This window comes from Oceanobacillus sp. J11TS1 (assembly GCF_018333215.1).
Taxonomy (GTDB): domain Bacteria; phylum Bacillota; class Bacilli; order Bacillales; family Amphibacillaceae; genus Oceanobacillus.
Genome location: NZ_BORO01000001.1, coordinates 341786 through 361696, shown reverse-complemented (window position 1 = coordinate 361696; position 19911 = coordinate 341786). Strand labels below are relative to the sequence as shown.

Genomic DNA, 19911 nt, shown 5'->3' with positions numbered 1-19911 from the left:
TTTACTTTTATTTTTAAAACTTTCTTTCATTTTGAGCTTTGAACAATATATGCGTTTTCGGGTAAGATTTTCTGGCGCTTTTCTTTCCTTTTCATGTATTCTTTATTATCATTCCTTACAGATAAAATCTCAGGCTATATGGAGGTATTATGTAAGTCTGAGCTTTTAGGAAATAAATAAGCTCAGACTTTTTTTATTTTCACAGGTTGGCAGCCACATTATCAAAATGCAAAATGTCCGAAAGTAATTTCTGCTTCATCTCATCCGACAATTTCCTCGGCACTTTTTTCTCTGTATCAATGTAAACCAATCTGCCTCTTGCTGTTAGAACGACTTCTTCTTCCCTCACAACCTTATAATGGATATCAAAGGAAGTAGTGCCAACAGAAGCTGTTTTAACATAAACCCGAATATCGTCTCCAAAATAAATTTCCTTCAGATAATTACATTGCAAATCGGAGACGATAACTCCTTCTGTCTGCCGCATATCCTTTGATATAACACCTAAACTATTTAAATAAGCGATACGCGCCTCCTCAAAATAAATAAATGGAGAAACATTATTCACATGACCATACATATCTGTCTCCGAAAAACGAACCGATATCGGGACATAAAACGAGAACTCTTTCTCCCATGCTGAAAAATCTTCAATATAAGAAATACGGCTCATAAAACAATTACCTCTCTTGTACGTTTTTTTAAGTATATTATATTCCCTTTATATAAAGCGTTTTCAATAGTTATCTAAGAAAAACCCTTTCCAATCTAATTGGCAGGGTTTTTCAATTATGTCTATTAAAGCGCAGTGTCACTTCCAAAGAAGTTTTTGAACGCTTGGATGTTGGTTGCACGGTTCATTGCTGCGATAGATGTTGTTAATGGAATGCCTTTCGGACAAACCTGCACACAGTTTTGTGAATTTCCACAGCCATCAATCCCTCCAGCTTCCATTAAACCGTTCAAGCGATCGCTGGCATTCATCTCTCCAGTTGGATGTGCGTTAAATAAACGCGCTTGAGAGATAGCCGCAGGACCGATAAAATTGGAACTGTCATTTACATTAGGACATGCTTCCAGACACACGCCACATGTCATACATTTAGATAATTCATACGCCCATTGCCGTTTTTTCTCCGGCATACGCGGCCCAGGTCCTAAATCATGTGTTCCATCAATTGGAATCCAGGCTTTTACCTGTTTCAACGCATCAAACATACGCTCACGATCGACAATAAGATCACGAACAACCGGGAATGTAGACATTGGCTCCAAGCGGATCGGCTGCTCCAGCTGATCAACCAATGCGGCGCAGGATTGTCTCGCTGTTCCATTGATAACCATAGAACAAGCACCACAAACCTCCTCCAAACAGTTCATATCCCACATAACAGGGGTTGTTCGCTCTCCTTTGCTATTCACAGGATTCTGTCTGATTTCCATTAAAGCAGAAATAACGTTCATATTCTGTCTATAAGGCACCTCAAACGTTTCCTCATAAGGAGCAGCGTCTGGGCCATCTTGTCTAGTTATAATAAAAGTAACTTTACTTTGTTCAGCCATTTCATTTACTCCTTTCTAGTGTTTCGTTGTATAATCACGTTTTCGAGGCGGAATTAAGGAAACATCTACATCTTCATAGCTGAATACAGGCTCATTTTTTTCTGCGTCATATTCAGCAATCGTTGTTTTTAACCATTCTTCATCATTACGCTCTGGGAATTCTGGTTTATAATGCGCCCCACGGCTTTCATTCCGATTGTATGCACCAATCGTAATGACACGCGCCAATTGAAGCATATGTTTTAATTGCCGTGTGAACATAACACCCTGGTTGCTCCAGCGAGATGTATCATTAATATTAATATTTTTCCAGCGCTCCATTAATTCGACAATTTTTTTGTCTGTTTTTAATAGTTTTTCATTTTCACGAACAACGGTTACATTATCTGTCATCCATTCACCCAGTTCGCGATGAATTTGATATGCATTTTCTGTCCCCTGCATATTCATTAATGCGTCAAAATCTTTACGTTCTGCTTCTTCACGAGATTCATAGAGGTCATCTGGTAAATCCTCTACATGCTCTGACAAACTATCAATATATTCGATGGCACTAGGTCCAGCAACCATACCTCCGTAAATTGCAGATAACAAGGAATTTGCGCCCAGGCGATTTCCACCGTGCTGCGAGTAGTCACATTCTCCAGCAGCGAATATCCCTGGAATGCTTGTCATTTGTTTTTCATCAACCCATAATCCACCCATAGAATAGTGTACTGCAGGGAAGATTTTCATCGGCACCTTACGAGGATCTTCGCCGACAAATTTCTCATAAATCTCAATAATGCCCCCAAGCTTAATATCAAGCTCTTTCGGATCTTTATGAGATAAATCCAGATAAACCATGTTTTCTCCATTAATACCAAGTTTTTGATTCACACACACATCAAAGATTTCACGTGTGGCGATATCACGAGGGACAAGGTTACCATATGCCGGATATTTTTCCTCAAGGAAGTACCAAGGTTCTCCATCTTTATAAGTCCAAATACGGCCACCTTCCCCACGAGCAGATTCACTCATTAGTCGAAGTTTATCGTCGCCTGGTATAGCTGTTGGATGAATCTGTATAAATTCCCCGTTTGCATATTTTGCACCTTGTAAATATAGCTTACTTGCAGCAGAACCTGTATTAATCATTGAGTTGGTAGATTTACCAAAAATAATTCCCGGTCCTCCCGTCGCAAAAATCGTTGCATCGGAGCGAAACGCTTTAATTTCATGTGTTTTAATATTTTGAGCCACAATTCCTTTACCGACGCCTTGTTCATCAATAACCGCTTCAAGGAATTCCCAACCTTCAAATTTAGTAACTAATCCTTCCACCTCATAACGGCGAACTTGCTCATCTAATGCGTATAATAATTGTTGACCTGTCGTTGCTCCTGCATATGCAGTGCGGTGCATTTGAGTACCACCGAAACGACGGAAATCTAGTAATCCTTCCGGCGTACGGTTGAACATAACCCCCATACGATCAAACATATGTATAATACCTGGCGCAGCATCACACATTGCTTTTACTTGCGGTTGATTTGCAAGGAAATCTCCACCATAAACCGTATCATCAAAATGAAGCCAAGGAGAGTCTCCTTCTCCTTTTGTATTTACCGCTCCGTTAATGCCACCTTGTGCACACACAGAGTGAGAACGCTTTACAGGTACGATTGAAAATAGATCTACTTTCACACCAGCTTCAGCAGCTTTGATTGTAGCCATTAATCCAGCTAAACCACCGCCGACAACAGCAACTTTTCGATTACTCATCCGTTAGCTCACTCCTTCTTTCATTCCATTACCATTAAACGCCGTACGCAAATGCGATTAATGATCTTACCCCTAAATAGCCTACTGCTAGGAAAATAACTAGACATACATACGTAGAAACCCGTTGCGATTTTGGTGTTTGTGTAATTCCCCATGTTACTAGGAAACTCCATAATCCATTAGCAAAATGGAATACAGCCGAAAGTACTCCGACCACATAGAACCAAAACATTGGTGTACTGGACAGAATGCCTTCCATCAGGCTGTAGTTTACATCTACATTCCCTAGACCAACTTGCACCCGCGTTTCAAAGACATGCCATGCAATGAAGATAACAAGAACAATACCAGTAAAACGCTGTATTGCGAACATCCAGTTACGGAAAAAACCATAACGGCGTGTGCTATATCTAGATGTAAATACAATGTAAACCCCTAGAATCGCATGAAATAAAATTGGTAGATAGATTACTAATGTTTCCAGCACCAATACAAATGGTAATTCATGCATGAAATTAGCTGCAGCATTAAACTTTTCTTCTCCATACACAGCAAGATGATTGATAAATAGATGTTGCACCAAGAAAATACCAATTGGCACAACTCCTAGTAGTGAATGTAGTCTTCTAAAGAAGAACTCACGTTGCTCTGCCATGTTTACCCCCCCTTTAAAACATTATCCCTAAATATATGTAGCCTATAAAAAATAAAGCGCTTTTACAATCATGTAAAAATATATTTTTTATAGTACTGACAACAACATATTTATTGTACTTCTTACAGTGTAAAGCGTCAAGAATTCCCAATCACCTTCTTAAAGAGTGTTTCAAATAGTCCAATAAAAATAACCTCCGCCTTGCTTTTACATAGAGATAAGTTGACGTACTAGATTCTCAGAAAAAGATTTAGAAAAAGTGCAGGTAATGTTATGATAATAGAGGTATTTAACTTCATTTATGAACACAGACGGCATTCGTCCTGTGAAATGTAAAATAAATTAGTTCCTATACTTGCTTATTAATAGACGAAAATAGATAATAAACTTAAATATATTCATCATGGACGAGGCAGGATGGAAAGGATGGAAACAGTGTTAAAGATTGACGGTAATCAAAAATTAGAAATAAAAGAACTGGAGCAATTAAATAGCAGCGGTGCAGGATATGACATTCTACGCTATATTGGACTACCAGAATTATTTGGAGAAGAGAAAGAAACGTTACTTTATTTTTTAGGCAGAAATCTAGCACGCAGATTTGAATTTAATAGCCTTGAAGACTTACGTTTGTTCTTTGAAAAAATGGGTTTAGGAGTACTGGACTTGGTAAAAGAAAAAAAGAATTTAAAAACATTTTATCTTTTATCCGACGCTGTTGTAGCTAAACTGCAATCAAATATCGAAACGGACTTCCGGCTAGAAGCAGGAATAATAGCAGAAGTAATGCAACAATTAGAAGGTGTGGATTGCGAGTGTATCGAATCTATACACCGTCGCGTGAAACAAGTTGAATTTACTGTTTACATGCAGGACTAATTATAAAAAGAAAAAACGATCGCGAACTTATTCCATTTCACGATCGTTTTTTTCTTTTTCCTGTTCTTTTAAATGCCCGATAATTTCTTCGGCAATATTTTTCGGTATACCGATTTTACGCATTTCCTCCAATGAAGCATTTTTTATTTCTTCTATCGATTTGAAATGTGTCAGCAAAAGCTTCCGCCGCTTTTCACCAACTCCCGGTATACGGTCAAGCTCTGACTGAAACAATCCTTTTCCTCTTAATTGTCTATGGAAAGTGATTGCAAAACGATGCACCTCATCTTGAATCCGCTGGACGAGATAAAAAGCCTGTGACTGCCGTTGTAGAGGAATAACTTCAGGAGGATCACCGTACAATAGTTCACTTGTTTTATGTCGATCGTCCTTGGCTAGACCAGCAAGCGGAATACTTAGACCAAGCTCGTTCTCTAAAACATCTGTCGCTGCTGACATCTGTCCTTTCCCTCCGTCCACGATAATTAAATCAGGTAAAGGCAGTTCTTCACGAAGGACTCTCGTATAACGACGACGAATTACTTCCCGCATCGTATCATAGTCATCGGGACCTTTAACATCCCTGATTTTATATTTCCGATATTCCTTTTTATTGGGCTTTCCATCCTCAAAAACAATCATTGCTGAAACAGGATCTGTTCCTTGTATATTAGAGTTATCAAACGCTTCAATTCGATGGGGCAGTTCTATATTCAGGTGATTTCCTAAGTCCTCAACTGCTTGAAACGTTCTTTCTTCATCACGCTCAATTAATTGAAATTTTTCATTCAAAGCTATTTTAGCATTTTCACCCGCTAATTCTACCATTTCCTTTTTACGGCCACGCAGCGGTGTATGGACATTAACTTCAAGTAATTTTTCTAAAATATCATCATCAATACCTATTGGAATAAGTACTTGTTTCGGCTTCAAATGATTTTCTTGCAAATAAAAACGAGCAATAAAGCTAATTATCGTTTCCTCCGGCTCATCGTAAAACGGGAATATGCTGACATCACGTTCGATCAGTTTTCCTTGACGAATAAAAAAGACCTGTACACACATCCAACCCTTATCATAGCTGTAACCAAAAACATCCCGATTCACTAAATCATTCGCTGTCATTTTCTGCTGCTCCATCGTCGCATCTATATATTGAATTGTATCTCTGAGTTCTTTTGCTCTTTCAAAATTTAGTTCTTCACTTGCTTCCATCATTTCTTTTGTTAAACGATTACGAATATCTTTGAAGCCGCCATGTAAAAAAGAAGTAATCTCTTGAACAATTTTTTGATACGTTTCTTTAGAAGGTGGATTTTTGCTACAAGCAAGGCATTGTCCCATATGATAATAAAGGCAAGGCCTTCCAGGCGGGTTTTTACATTTCCTTAAGGGATAAATCCGGTCGAGAAGCTTTTTGGTTTCTCTAGCTGCAATAACATTCGGATAAGGGCCGAAGTATTTCCCTTTATCTTTTTTCAAATGTCTCGTGACAATTAATCGCGGATGTCGCTCTGACGTGATTTTTAAATAAGGATAGGATTTATCATCCTTTAGCATCACGTTATATTTAGGGTCGTACTTTTTTATTAAATTCATTTCTAAAATAAGAGCTTCTATCTCTGAAGATGTAACCATATATTCAAAATCTGCAATCTCTTGCACTAAACGTTGTGTCTTCCGATCATTCGCCCCACGAAAATAGGAACGAACACGATTTCTGAGCTTTTTGGATTTGCCTACATAAATAATTGTTCCATTCTTATCCTTCATTAAGTAACAGCCTGGCTGCATTGGAAGGATAGATAGCTTTTTCTCAATTGCCTCTTTACTCATACAACCAATCCTCTATGCATCAGAAAATCCCTTCTCATCTGCTTGATGACAAAGGGATTCTCTTTTTTCTAGTAAAAACTTAAAAAGTTCATTCTGTTACCAGTTTACTGTTGTGATAACAGAACTAAAATTCTATTATATTAGGCATGTTTATTAATTAAATCAGTTAATGCCTCTTTAGGTTGGAAACCAATAACTTGGTCTACTACTTCACCGTCTTTGAATAAAAGAAGTGTCGGGATACTCATGACACCAAATTTTCCTGCTGTCTCTTGGTTTTCATCGACATCTAATTTGACGATTTGTACTTTTTCTTCCATTTCTCCATCAATTTCTTCTAATACAGGAGCGATCATTTTACAAGGTCCACACCACGGAGCCCAGAAGTCAGCTAATACAAGACCTTTTGACGTCTCTTCTGCAAAGTTTTGATCCGATACATTTTTAATTGCCATTATTTTACCTCCTTAAAACATCATCAGCTTATAATAAGCTTAGTATGAGTATATCACCGTATAAGTATACTTCCTAATAGTTTGCTTGTATGATACGAAAAGCGCTAGCCGCTCCCATTAAAAACGCAGATCCCGTTCTTTGGGATCACTCCACAATAGATGAATTTCTTTTGCTTAAGACAAAGGAATTCTGCCTACTAAAAATTGACACATGGCCATTCTTGACTTTCTTAAAGTGTGCAAAAAAGCATTTTAAAAAAAGGCCTGTGTCATAATAATTCTCACAGGCCTTCTGTTCTAAACTTATTGCTAGGATACTGCTATTTTACTTTTTTTAATCTCTTCAATAAGCAATGGGATTACTTCGAATAAATCACCTACGATGCCATAGTCAGCAACATTGAAGATATTTGCTTCTGGATCCTTATTTATTGCAACAATAACTTTAGAATTGGACATTCCCGCTAAATGCTGGATCGCGCCCGATATCCCCACAGCAATATATAAATCCGGGGTTACTACTTTTCCAGTTTGACCAATTTGAAGCGCATAATCACAATAATCTGCATCGCAAGCTCCGCGAGATGCCCCCACAGCTCCGCCTAATACCTCTGCAAGTTCATAAAGAGGCTTAAATCCATCCGCACTCTTCACGCCGCGACCACCTGCAACAATAACATTCGCTTCAGAAAGATCAACCCCCTCAGAGGCCTTACGTACCACATCTTTTACAACCGTGCGTAAATCTTTAATATCTATATCTTTATTTGTTACTTCACCAGTTCTTGAGCCATCCTTTTCCAATGCAGGTATATTATTTGGACGAATGGTTACGAAGATAAAGTCATCCTCAAAAGTTTTTTTCTCAAATGCTTTCCCCGAATAGATTGGACGTATATACACGCTGTCATCACCGTCTTTCTCAATATCAACAACATCTGAAATAAGCCCTGCCGATAACCGGCTTGCAATTTTCGGGGTTAAATCCTTTCCAATCGATGTGTGTCCCATAACAATACCGCTTGGAGTTAATTCATCAATAATTTCTAGAATCGCCTGTCCGTACCCTTCCGATGTATACGTTTCCAAGTTTTCGTGAGTTACGGTTATGACACGATCCGCTCCATAAGCAATAAATTCTTCCCCGGCACTTTTTAAATCAGTACCGCCAAGTAATACCCCTACGATTTCAGCATCGTCACTTATTTGTTTTGCTGCTGCAATTGCTTCAAATGAAACATTCCGTATGTCCTTATCTCTCACTTCACCTATTACTAGTAACTTGTCACTCATTATTATTATCCCCTTTCCCTATCAACTGCATTCTATACGTGTACGCCACATGCTTTTTGATTGACTTTTGGGCTTTCGCCTATAGTACCTTTTTATCGTTTCTTAATAGCGTAACAAGCTCTTTAACTTGATCCTCTACTTCTCCTTCAAGCACCTTACCAGCTTCTTTTTCAGGAGGCAGATAAATATCAATTGTTTTCGTTTTTGCTTCCACATCATCTTCTTCTAAATCAAGATCATCAATTTCTAACTCCTCTAGCGGTTTTTTCTTCGCTTTCATAATCCCTGGTAAAGATGGGTAACGCGGTTCATTTAGACCTTGTTGACATGTAACTAATAAAGGAAGACTTGTTTCTATTATCTCCACGTCTCCTTCAACATCCTTTTCAATCGATACAGCATCCCCTTCTATGGACAGCTTCGTGATGGTGGTTACATACGGGATACCTAAAAGCTCTGCAAGTCTTGGTCCAACTTGACCGCTTGCTTCATCAATAGCAACATTTCCTGCTAATATTAAATCCGCTTCCTTATCTTCAAAATAAGCTTCTAAAATTTTTGCTGTTGTGAACTGATCTCCATCCTCCAGATCTTCTTCCGTATTGATAAGAACTGCTTTATCTGCACCCATTGCAAGGGCTGTACGAAGTTGTTTTTCAGACGCTTCATCACCAATCGTGATCACTGTTACTTCACCGCCATGTGCATCTCTTTGCACGATTGCTTCTTCTATTGCATACTCATCATAAGGATTAATAATGAATTCTGCGCCCTCATCTTCAATTCTACTGTCTTGAACAACAATCTTTTCTTCAGTATCAAACGTTTTTTTCAATAATACATAAATGTTCATCCTTTTTCCTCCTAACAAACTAAAATCTATTTATCTTGAAAGTTAGCTGCTCTCTTTTCTATAAAAGCGCTTACACCCTCTTTAGCATCAGCTGAGCCAAAAATTTCGCCAAATAACCTAGCCTCTTGTTTGACCCCTTCTTCAAATTGACTTGTATTTGCATATGGAATTAATTTCATAATTCGATTAATCCCAGGCTTACTTTTTGCAGCAATTTTTCGCGCTAGATTATGAACCTCGTTTTGAAACACATCTTCTTCAAAAACACGGTTAATCAATCCCCAGGCTTCCGCTTGTTTTCCAGAAATAGGCTCACCGGTTAAAATCATCTCATACGCTCTTGCATTTCCTACATACCGAGGTAACCGCTGCGTTCCTGCAAAGCCAGGAATAATGCCTAAATTCATCTCTGGCAACCCTATCTTTGCATTCGCAGTGGCATACCTTATATGACAGGCCATCGCAAGTTCTAACCCGCCACCTAATGCAGCCCCGTGAATAGATGCTATAACTGGTATCGGAAAATGCTCGACTTTGTTAAAAATTCGTTGTCCATTCTCTGCTAAGGATTCATATTCTGCGGCCTCTTGATGTGATGTGAATTCTTTAATATCTGCACCAGCCGAGAAAAATTTTCCTTCTCCTTGCAAAACAACAACTTTAGCTTTATCTTCTTTTTCAATCTGCGTCAAGAGCTCATCCAGCTTTGTAATGATTTTTGAAGATAATGCGTTGGCAGGAGGGCTTTTTATCGTTAAATAAGCAACCTTCTCTTCTATTTTTAAATCAATTATTGGCAAGAATACCACTCCTTTTTAATATATACCCTACCGTTCCGTTGCTAAGGCACTAACCAGCATTTTGTGAATCTCAGGAACCAGTTTGTTTAAGTCATATTTTTGTTCTTTCATAACCCAATTCGTAACAATCTCATCCAGCGTTCCAAAAATCATCTGCCTTACTAAAGGTATATTTAAATCCTCTCTAAATTGATGCTGCGCAATCCCTTTTTGAACAATACCATCAATCACTGTTAAATAAGGTTTCAATACTTGATTTATTTGCAGTCTTAAAGAAATATTTGATTGTCTGAGTTCCAGTTGTGTCACAATTGCCAAATGATAATCCGAAGACAACTGCTGAAAGTGCGTTTCAATTAATGTATATAGTTGATCAGAAGCAAACTCAGTTCCTTCAATTGCCTTCACGATCTGATTAATAAATTCTCCCATTTTCACTTTGAATAAAGAAACAAGAATATGCTCTTTATTCTTGAAATATAAATATATTGTGCCGTCAGCAACATTTGCTTCCTTCGCTATTTTAGAGACTTGTGAGCCATGATATCCATTTTCAGAGATTACTTTCACAGCAGCTTCAATGATTTGATGATATTTTGGTTTTTGATTGTTCATGATTTTCTCCTTGATTATTATCTAAAAATGAGTGAATAGTCATTCATATTTTTAATATACAACCAAGGAAACACAATGTCAATGAAAAGCTATATTTTGAAAGAAAAAAAGAGCACGAGGCTCAAACAGATGCGGCTTCTTGTTTTTGTTTCTCTTCATCGATCAGTTTTCTTCTTAAAATTTTTCCAACTGCGGTTTTGGGTAGTTCATCACGGAATTCATAAATTCTTGGTACTTTATAGCTTGCTAGATATTTCCTCGAGTATTCATTTAATTCTTCTTCTGTTACACTAGCCCCTTCCTTTAACACAACATAAGCTTTTACAGTCTCCCCTCTGTACGGATCGGGTACACCAGCTACAACTGCTTCTTGGATAGCTTCATGTTCATATAAAACTTCTTCTATCTCGCGCGGATAAATATTAAAGCCGCCGGCAACAATCATATCCTTCTTCCGGTCAACCACATAGAAAAAACCGCGTTCATCAACATAGCCTAAATCACCGGTTAATAACCAGCCATCTCTTAAAGTCTTTGCAGTCTCTTCTTCATTATTCCAATACCCTTTCATAATTTGGGGCCCTTTAACAGCAATCTCTCCTATTTCTCCAGTATCAACTTCTTCCAAATTCTCCCCATTCATTTGAACAATTTTTGCATCTGTATCGGGCCATGGAACACCAATACTGCCGTTAATACGTTCAGCATACACAAAATTTGCATGGGTTACAGGGGAAGATTCAGTCAACCCATACCCCTCTACTAATTTTCCTCCAGTAATTCTTTCAAAACGTTCCTGAATTTCTACAGGTAAAGGAGCCGATCCGCTAATACACGCTTCGATAGAGGATAAATTATATTTCTCAATATCTGGATGGTTCAACAGACCAATGTAGATTGTTGGGGCACCCGGGAAAAGATTCGGCTTTTGCTTATCGATTACCTTTAGCAAATCGCCCGCATCGAATTTAGGAATAAGAATAATTCTTGCTCCTTTTTTGATTGCAAAATTCATAACGGCTGTCATCCCGTACACATGAAAAAATGGCAAGATACCTAGAATCGAGTCTTGACGATGTTTTTCAGGAGTATCTGAATTGCGCGAAAGCCATGTTTCACACATCTGTACGTTCGAGCTTAAATTAAAATGAGTAAGCATAACACCTTTTGGATTCCCAGTAGTCCCTCCGGTATATTGTAAAAGTGCAAGATCCTCCTCGGGATCAATAGATGATTCCAAATAGTCCGCAACGGATTGTTCCATTATTTTCTTCCAAACATGGGTGTCATTACTAGCCTCCACTTTAACAACCATGTTGTATTCGCGTTTTTGGATATATGGATAAATAATATTTTTAGGAAATGGCAGATAATCCTTTATACCAGTTACAATAACATGCTCGATGGTAGTGTGTGTACGAACGCCATTTACACGCGGTAATAAAATATCTAAACAAATAATAGCTCTTGCTTGTGAATCATTCATCTGGAACACTAATTCTCTTTCCGTATATAACGGGTTAGTAGGAACGGCAATAGCCCCTGCCATTAAAATGCCATAATAACTTATGACAGCTTGAGGTGTATTCGGTAAGTAGATAGCAACGCGGTCTCCTTTTCGAATTCCGATAGATTGTAAATAGTTTGCGATTTTCTTTGCTTCTTCACACAAATCTTTGTAGGTTATTTCTTTCCCCATAAAGTAAAGCGCTTTCTTTTCTCCGTGCTGCTCGCCGGCATCCAGTAAATCTTTGTAGAGGGGGCGTTTATCATACTCCATCGTTATCGGTATATCTTCGGGGTAACGATCATGCCAAACTCTTTTCTCCAACATTCAATCATTCCTCCTTTATTATATTCTATACCTATTATAACGATTAATTTCTATTATTGAAAATATTATCTGATTTTTTCTTATATTTCGCTCCTTCTAAGCTATTCCTTGCCGAAAAACTTCCTTGGAATTACAGCTACCCATCTCATCAGAAAACTGGGACTGGGACTGGGTCTGCGATTACTCGCCCCACCGAAAAGCGTTGCGATTACTCGCCCCGTCTTAACGCAGAAATAAATAAATAATGCCTACTGCAAAGAAAATGATTCCTACTGCCATTAATATCTTGGCTAACCTTTCAAATACCACCATTCCCACTCCTAACCTACTATACTAGCTCCAATAACATAAGCCAATCCTACAGAAATAACCATAGAAATAAACCCGACCGCTTTGTTACCATTTCCGATTTCTTCATCGACTTTCATAAATGGAGTTAAAAATTCAAAAAAGAGATAACCTGCTATTAATAGAATAAAACCAAATAATCCCCATCCCATAGATACCAATAAACGGTCATTATGTTCAATGGAAAACCTAAAAATCATTGCTATACCAAATAATTTTCCACCAGTAGCCATAGCAACAGCCAGGTTTCCATTTTTTATCTCTTCCCAATTTTTATAGGAAGTCACCAACTCAAACACAGCTAAAAAGAGCAAGGTTGATAAAATAAACACACTATATCTGGCTGCTGTAATTACTAAAATATTTTCCCAAAAACCTTCCATGCAACTCGCTCCTTCATTGAGATAGAAGGGATTAATTGTGTAGCTCTATCACCATCCGAAATAATTAACATTACTTCTAGCCGACTTCCTGGTTAATCCCTTCTTCCAATGTTCCTACACATTAAATTTAATTGTAACATTACTTATTCAAAGCGTATGACTGTTACACCGCTTCCGCCTTCTCCAGCTTCCCCTGATCTGGACCCTTTAATATGCGGATGCCGTTTCACGAATTCCTGTACACCTTTGCGTAATGCTCCGGTTCCTTTTCCATGAATAATCGACGCTTGTGCATACCCTGCCAATAAGACATCATCCACATACTTTTCAAGTTTGTGCATTGCATCCTCATAGCGTTCACCACGTAAATCTAATTCTGTTTTCACATGTTGATTGCTGCCTCTAACAGTTGCAACTGGCTCAGCCTGCTTCTTTTTCTTCTTCTTGACAAGATCCAAATTAGATCTTTTCACTTTTACTTTCATCATACCGACTTGCACCATATATTCCTTGTTATTTACTTTTTCAACCACTTCACCAAGTTGATTCACGGTAAGAAGTTTAATCTCATCGCCAGGTTTTAATTCGCTCTCTTCCTGAGCTTTTTTAGGCTGATTCTTTGATTTGTCATTGGTTAAGTTTGGCATCGCATCGTCCAGCATCTTTCTAGCTTCTATCCATTCATGCTCTTTCATACCCGCTTGATTGCTCATACTCCGCATCATTTGAACAATTTCTTCTGCTTCCTGACGGGCTTTTTGCAATGCTTTTTCGGCCTTTTCTTCTGTTTTTTCATAAATCTTTTGTTTTTGATCTTCCCATCTGTTCATTGCTTTCATTAATTCTTCATGAAGTTTTTCACTTTCCATTAGCACTTGATGTGCTTTTTCATAATCTCTTTCTGCCTCAGTATGTGATTGCTCCAAGGAAGCAATCATATTTTCTACTTGATGCGAGTCCACGCCGATTAACTGCTTCGCATGGTCAATGATAGAGCTATCAAGACCTAATCGCCTCGAAATTTCAAATGCATTACTGCGCCCTGGAACTCCAATTAGTAATCGATAGGTCGGTCTTAAGGTCTCTACATTAAATTCAACAGAAGCATTTACAACTTGCTTCCGATTGTATCCATAAGCTTTAAGTTCTGGATAATGTGTTGTTGCAATGACACTTGCTTGTTTCGACAGAACTTCATCAAGTATAGACATTGCTAAGGCAGCCCCTTCTTGGGGGTCAGTGCCAGAACCTAATTCATCAAATAAAACAAGAGATTGATCTGTCACATGCTTCATAATCTCTACAATATTTGTCATATGAGATGAAAAAGTACTTAAATTTTGTTCAATGGACTGTTCATCACCAATATCTGCAAAAACCTCATCAAACACTGGCATTTCACAGCCATCCAAAGCAGGTACTTGCAGTCCAGATTGAGCCATCAATGTACAAAGCCCAACCATTTTTAACGTCACTGTTTTCCCGCCTGTATTCGGTCCTGTAATGACTATGGCTTGAAAATCCTTTCCCATTTCAATATCGTTGGGAACAACCTGATCTTCTGGAATATATGGATGTCTCGCTTGCAACATCTTTATATAACCATTTATATTCATCTTAGGTCGAACAGCATGCATTTTTTGTGCAAGTTTTCCCCGAGCACTAATAAAATCAATTTCTGAAAGCCAATACACATTATTTAAAAGTTCCTGTTCATAAGAAGCGATGTATCCGCTAAGTTCCTTTAAAATACGATCGACTTCTTGTTTTTCTTTAGAAAATAACTCTTGTAATTTATTATTCATATCTACTACTGCTTTTGGTTCCATAAATAACGTTTGGCCGGAGGAAGACTGGTCATGAACAATTCCGCCAATTGCTGAACGATATTCTTGCTTAACTGGTAAAACATAACGATCATTTCGAATGGTAATAATCGCATCTGAAAGCATCTTGCTATTCGAGCGCGTATAACTCTCTAATTTACTACGAACACTGCTTTCATAGGTGCGGATTGAACTTCGGATAGCTCGTAATGTGGAGGAAGCCCCGTCCATAATATTACCGTGATCATCTATACAGCTATTAATTTGCTGTTCTAAATCACGGATAGCAATAATATTTGAAGCAGCAGATAGAAGAATAGGTATGTCTACATCTTCCAGCTGCTCTAAAAAGCTTTTGGTTTGTCTGCCGCCATATAATGTGTCTCCAACACGTAAAACTTCGTCTGCGGAAAGAATACTTCCTATAGCGCTGCGTTTTACGCTAGACCGAATATCTGATATTCCTCCTAGGGGAATCACTTTATTCAACCGAAATATTTGTACTGCCTCATCGGTCTCTGCTTGTAATCTCTCTACTTCGTCCAATGTAGTTTTTGGACGTATCTTAAATGCTAAATCTTTGCCTATAGAGGTTTCTGCTTGATCACGAACCATTTCAGCAAGCCGATTAAATTCAAGCGTTTTTAATACACGTTCGTTCATTTTAAAACCCTCTTTTATTTAAAATAATTTCTGTAATTAAGATAAACTTCATAGTGACTTTTTCAGAAAAACACTCTGCTTTCTCTCCGTTATCTCGTATTTTTCTTTCGCCACCTAACATCATTATCTTATTCATTCAATGCATCAACCAATGGCTATGAGGTTGACACGAAATAGAGCATATAATATTACTTATAATGTATCTTGTATCTATCTTGCCTGGCTAAAGAATTTGATTAGTTCTTCTTTTGGCCAAGTATTAATTACGGTAGATGGTTTGATCCATCCTTTGCGTGCAGTTGCTACGCCGTATTGCATATGTTTAAGCATTTGATAATTATGAGAGTCTGTATCAATAACGAGCTTTACTCCCGCTTCTTGTGCTTTTTTAGCCCATTCATGCGATAAATCCAATCGATTCGGATTGGCGTTAATCTCTAACACTGTATTAGTTTCTTTTGCTTTTTCAATTAACTGCTCTAAATTAACTTTATATCCATCTCTTCTACCAATAAGTCTCCCTGTCGGATGAGCAATGATAGAAACATATGGATTTTCTAATGCATTCATGAGCCTCTGCATAATCTTTTCTTCAGATTGCTGAAAGCTGGAATGAATAGCACCGATAACAAAATCCATTTCTTTTAGAAAATCATCATCAAAATCTAAACTGCCATCAGGAAGAATATCCATTTCTACTCCAGAAAAAATATGAAAATCTGGATACTTCTTATTTAAAGTATTAATTTCTTCCCTCTGTTTGCGAAGACGTTCTTCATTCAATCCATTTGCTACTCGTAAATATTTGGAGTGATCGGTAATTGCCATATAGGAATAGCCCATATCTTTCACTTTACTGACCATTTCATCCAATGACTGTGCACCATCGCTCCAGGTGGTATGCATATGCAGGTCCCCACGAATATCAGCAAGCTGGATTAATTCCTGTTCCTTTTTAAAGGCTTCTACTTCACCAGTATTTTCCCGAACTTCTGGAGGAATAAAATGCAAGCCAAAATGCTCAAAAAAGGACGTTTCTGTATCAAACTGTATTGTTTCCCCTGTTTCTTCCACCTCTACGCCATATTCACTAATTTTTTCACCACGTGACTTAGCTAACTGGCGCATTGCCACGTTATGATCTTTAGAGCCGGTAAAATGGTGTAAAGTCGAAGCAAATTCCTGATCAGAAACTAAGCGAAAGTCTACATTAATATCATAGACCTCTTCTAGCGTGATAGATACTTTTGTATCTCCTTTGGCAATAATGTTTTTAATAGAAGGGAATTTTATCAATGCTTCTGTTACTTGTCTTGCTTGATTAGTCGCAATGATAAAATCAAGGTCTTTTACCGTTTCACGCATACGTCTAATGCTGCCCGCCTGAGAATATCGGATAATACCTGGTACTTCATCTAAATAGGCTTCCACCTTTTCAACAATCGGAAGCATAATCGCTACCGGTATACGTTCTGGACGCTTTCCCGCTTCCTCTATTGCGGCAACAATTTTCTCTGCAGATTTCTTGCCAAACCCAGGTAGAGCTTCTACAGTTCCGGCTAGACAGGCCTCTTTCAATGTGTCAGCATCCACTACGTCCAATTCTTGATAAAGCTTTGATAACTTTTTTCCCCCAAGACCAGGCAAGTCCAATAATGGCACAAGTCCAGCGGGCACCTCTTTTTCCAATCCTTCTAAAGTTTCTGAGCGGCCCGCTTCCATAAACTCCGTAATAACTGCTGCAGTTCCTTTTCCAATACCTTTTATTTTTGTAAAATCGTCTATTTCACTTAAACTGCGGTCATCTGTTTCCATTGCTTGCGCAGCTTTTCGATAAGCACTTATTTTAAAAGGATTCTCCCCTTTCAATTCCATATAAACAGCTATCTTTTCTAATAGACGAATAATATCTTTTTTATTCATACTTACACCCTATTCTGTTACTATTTACGTAAAACGAAACTTCCTTCCATGGAGATTTTTCCTTTTCCATGAAAGGATAGTTATGTTAATCAGGAGATGTAGAGCCCGTTTTTCCCCATACGCAAAAAAAAATGATTATCTGTAGGAAATGGGGGAATTACGGGCACTCATGCTGTGATACAGTGAAACTAGATTTAGCGGGTGCTTTTTCCCGATAAATTATAGTTGAACCAATCAGGAGATGTAGAGCCCGTTTTTCCCCATACGCAAAAAAAATGATTATCTGTAGGAAATGGGGGGGAATTACGGGCACTCATGCTGTGACAAAACGGACTCAAGCTATTTCAGTCTGCGTCAGTAACACATTAGTTGTTAAGAGATTCTGTTAAGTTAAACCATAATTCAAAAATAAGTTCTGAAAAATATGGTGTGTGTTCCACCATCCGCATTGCAATGGATGAGCCCTGAATAGCTTCCTGCACACTCGCAATTGGTGCCAAAGCAAGAATGTATAATATAATAAAGCTAATCAGATATACTTCGACAAAACCGAGAACAGCTCCTAAAATTTTATTTATAAAACTAATAACCGGAATTGCTGCTACAAAATCCAACATCGAAGCGATAATCTGCAGAATAACCTTTACTGCAAAAAAGATAACCGCAAAAGAAATGGCATTATAAAACGCTGCTTCTACAGGCAGGTTTTGTAAAAACTCTGACCATGCTCCGTCACCAGTTAAATCCGGGTAAGGAATATACAAAGAAAGCTTCTCGGCAAAAGGTCTGTAGTACATTACTGCAACAAGAAAAGCAATAATAAATCCTGTTAAATGGAAAAGTTGAAGAATAAATCCTCTTTTTAACCCCATCATCACTCCAAATAACAGAAGGATAATTAAAATTAAGTTAATCATGGTTGTTAATCCTCTTTCTTTCTTAATGAACCTAAAAGTGTGGCATAGTCTTCTTTTAGTTTTAAGTAATCATTCATTGTATTAACGGCTGTCAACACTGCTAAACTTGCCGTATCTAATTGTTTATTTACATCATGGATTTCATTCATTTTTTGATCGACTAAATTTGCTACTAATTGAACATGACGTTCTTTTTCTGTTCCAATAATATGATAAGTTCGATTGTATATTTCAACAGTAACTCGTCGTTTTTCATTGTCTGTCATTTTTATGCTGCCTCCTGTGCAACGATGATTCTACTATATATTAACACGAAGTTTGTGTAAAAAGAAGCATTTAAAAAACCTGCTAATTTTGCTATAGTCTTAGGTATCTAACAGTTGGAGAAGGAAGGTTTGGTTCAGGTAGTTTTAACAATCGTATTATCTAACCGAATAAGCTTCCAGTCAAGGGAATGAAGCAGCTGTAAATGAGATATAAGTGCATGGAAAGAATCATCTTCTGATATGGTGCTTATACGAAAAAAACAAAGAAATATTTTCATAATGAGGTGAAACGATGAATATCCCTTTAAAGAACGACTGGGGACAAGTATTAGAGCAAGAGTTCCAAAAAGATTATTATAAACAATTAAGGCAATTCTTAAAAGCAGAATACGCTTCTCATACCATTTATCCCGATATGAACGATATTTTTAACGCTTTACATTTTACACCTTTTCAACATGTAAAAGTTGTTATCCTAGGACAGGACCCATATCATGGTCCAAATCAGGCACACGGACTAAGTTTTTCTGTGCAACCGGGTGTTCCGGTCCCACCATCTTTAAAAAATATCTACAAAGAACTGGCATCGGATGTCGGATTTGAGATTCCATCACATGGTTATCTTAAGAAGTGGGCAGAACAAGGCGTCCTTCTGCTTAATAATGTGCTTACTGTTCGAGCCCATCAAGCACATTCTCACAAAAACAAAGGTTGGGAACGATTCACAAATCAAGTTATTCAATCCTTAAACCAGAAGGAACATCCTGTTGTTTTTTTATTATGGGGAGCAGCAGCCCAAAAAAAAGTAGCGCTCATAGATACGAACAAACATTATGTTTTAAAAGCCCCTCATCCGAGCCCACTTTCAGCACATCGTGGATTTTTTGGGTCCCAGAATTTTTCAAAGACAAATGAAATCTTAGAAAAGGAAAATCTGTCACCAATTGATTGGCAGTTGCCTCTAACTGTTGACAAAAATAATTAAATAAAAGCCGCTGCAACAGTTAATATAAACTGTAACAGCGGCTTTCTATT

Annotated in this window: 18 protein-coding genes; 2 read left to right on the top strand and 16 right to left on the bottom strand. The window is 37.8% G+C overall.

Annotation, left to right across the window (positions count from 1 at the left end):
• Positions 1–199: 199 nt before the first annotated feature.
• The 4 genes from KI343_RS01665 to KI343_RS01650 all read right to left on the bottom strand — a co-directional run bounded on the left by KI343_RS01665 (position 200) and on the right by KI343_RS01650 (position 3985).
• On the bottom strand, positions 200–673 hold the full coding sequence (locus KI343_RS01665; RefSeq protein ID WP_212924689.1) for an acyl-CoA thioesterase: 474 nt from the start codon (positions 671–673) through the stop codon (positions 200–202).
• Positions 674–798: 125 nt separating this feature from the next.
• The gene (gene sdhB / locus KI343_RS01660; protein WP_212924688.1) at positions 799–1563 is read right to left on the bottom strand and encodes a succinate dehydrogenase iron-sulfur subunit; all 765 of its coding nucleotides are present in this window, start codon (positions 1561–1563) and stop codon (positions 799–801) included.
• Between the two features lie 15 nt (positions 1564–1578).
• The gene (gene sdhA, locus KI343_RS01655) at positions 1579–3330 is read right to left on the bottom strand and encodes a succinate dehydrogenase flavoprotein subunit (protein ID WP_212924687.1); all 1752 of its coding nucleotides are present in this window, start codon (positions 3328–3330) and stop codon (positions 1579–1581) included.
• Positions 3331–3364: 34 nt separating this feature from the next.
• Positions 3365–3985 carry a succinate dehydrogenase cytochrome b558 subunit gene (locus tag KI343_RS01650; protein WP_212924686.1) on the bottom strand — a complete coding sequence of 207 codons (621 nt, stop codon included), beginning with the start codon at positions 3983–3985 and terminating at the stop codon, positions 3365–3367.
• A gap of 426 nt (positions 3986–4411) precedes the next feature.
• On the opposite strand from KI343_RS01650, the gene KI343_RS01645 reads away from it, so the two are divergent.
• On the top strand, positions 4412–4864 hold the full coding sequence (locus KI343_RS01645) for a DUF2507 domain-containing protein (RefSeq protein ID WP_212924685.1): 453 nt from the start codon (positions 4412–4414) through the stop codon (positions 4862–4864).
• A 27-nt stretch (positions 4865–4891) separates the two neighbouring features.
• On the opposite strand, the gene uvrC is transcribed toward KI343_RS01645, so the two are convergent.
• The 12 genes from uvrC to zapA all read right to left on the bottom strand — a co-directional run bounded on the left by uvrC (position 4892) and on the right by zapA (position 18876).
• Positions 4892–6700 (bottom strand): excinuclease ABC subunit UvrC, encoded by a 1809-nt coding sequence (gene uvrC / locus KI343_RS01640; protein ID WP_212924684.1) that lies wholly within the window; start codon positions 6698–6700, stop codon positions 4892–4894.
• Between the two features lie 140 nt (positions 6701–6840).
• Positions 6841–7155 carry a thioredoxin gene (trxA, locus tag KI343_RS01635; RefSeq protein WP_212924683.1) on the bottom strand — a complete coding sequence of 105 codons (315 nt, stop codon included), beginning with the start codon at positions 7153–7155 and terminating at the stop codon, positions 6841–6843.
• Between the two features lie 309 nt (positions 7156–7464).
• Positions 7465–8448 carry an electron transfer flavoprotein subunit alpha/FixB family protein gene (locus tag KI343_RS01630; protein ID WP_212924682.1) on the bottom strand — a complete coding sequence of 328 codons (984 nt, stop codon included), beginning with the start codon at positions 8446–8448 and terminating at the stop codon, positions 7465–7467.
• 79 nt (positions 8449–8527) lie between these two features.
• Positions 8528–9301 (bottom strand): electron transfer flavoprotein subunit beta/FixA family protein, encoded by a 774-nt coding sequence (locus tag KI343_RS01625; protein ID WP_212924681.1) that lies wholly within the window; start codon positions 9299–9301, stop codon positions 8528–8530.
• A 26-nt stretch (positions 9302–9327) separates the two neighbouring features.
• Positions 9328–10101, bottom strand: a complete 774-nt coding sequence (locus KI343_RS01620) for an enoyl-CoA hydratase (protein WP_212924680.1) — start codon at positions 10099–10101, stop codon at positions 9328–9330.
• Between the two features lie 27 nt (positions 10102–10128).
• The gene (locus tag KI343_RS01615) at positions 10129–10716 is read right to left on the bottom strand and encodes a fatty acid metabolism transcriptional regulator FadR (RefSeq protein ID WP_212924679.1); all 588 of its coding nucleotides are present in this window, start codon (positions 10714–10716) and stop codon (positions 10129–10131) included.
• 121 nt (positions 10717–10837) lie between these two features.
• A complete protein-coding gene (locus tag KI343_RS01610) occupies positions 10838–12550 on the bottom strand; it encodes a long-chain-fatty-acid--CoA ligase (protein WP_212924678.1) in 1713 nt (570 codons plus the stop codon).
• Positions 12551–12870: 320 nt separating this feature from the next.
• Positions 12871–13281: a DUF350 domain-containing protein gene (locus KI343_RS01605; RefSeq protein ID WP_212924677.1), complete on the bottom strand. Its 411-nt coding sequence runs from the start codon at positions 13279–13281 to the stop codon at positions 12871–12873.
• Between the two features lie 143 nt (positions 13282–13424).
• The gene (locus tag KI343_RS01600) at positions 13425–15770 is read right to left on the bottom strand and encodes an endonuclease MutS2 (protein ID WP_212924676.1); all 2346 of its coding nucleotides are present in this window, start codon (positions 15768–15770) and stop codon (positions 13425–13427) included.
• Between the two features lie 210 nt (positions 15771–15980).
• Positions 15981–17693 carry a DNA polymerase/3'-5' exonuclease PolX gene (polX, locus tag KI343_RS01595; RefSeq protein WP_212924675.1) on the bottom strand — a complete coding sequence of 571 codons (1713 nt, stop codon included), beginning with the start codon at positions 17691–17693 and terminating at the stop codon, positions 15981–15983.
• A 365-nt stretch (positions 17694–18058) separates the two neighbouring features.
• Positions 18059–18610: a CvpA family protein gene (locus tag KI343_RS01590; protein WP_212924674.1), complete on the bottom strand. Its 552-nt coding sequence runs from the start codon at positions 18608–18610 to the stop codon at positions 18059–18061.
• A 5-nt stretch (positions 18611–18615) separates the two neighbouring features.
• Positions 18616–18876: a cell division protein ZapA gene (zapA, locus tag KI343_RS01585; protein ID WP_212924673.1), complete on the bottom strand. Its 261-nt coding sequence runs from the start codon at positions 18874–18876 to the stop codon at positions 18616–18618.
• 292 nt (positions 18877–19168) lie between these two features.
• On the opposite strand from zapA, the gene ung reads away from it, so the two are divergent.
• Entirely contained in the window at positions 19169–19861 is a 693-nt protein-coding gene (ung, locus tag KI343_RS01580) for a uracil-DNA glycosylase (RefSeq protein ID WP_212924672.1), read from the top strand.
• Positions 19862–19911: the final 50 nt, after the last annotated feature.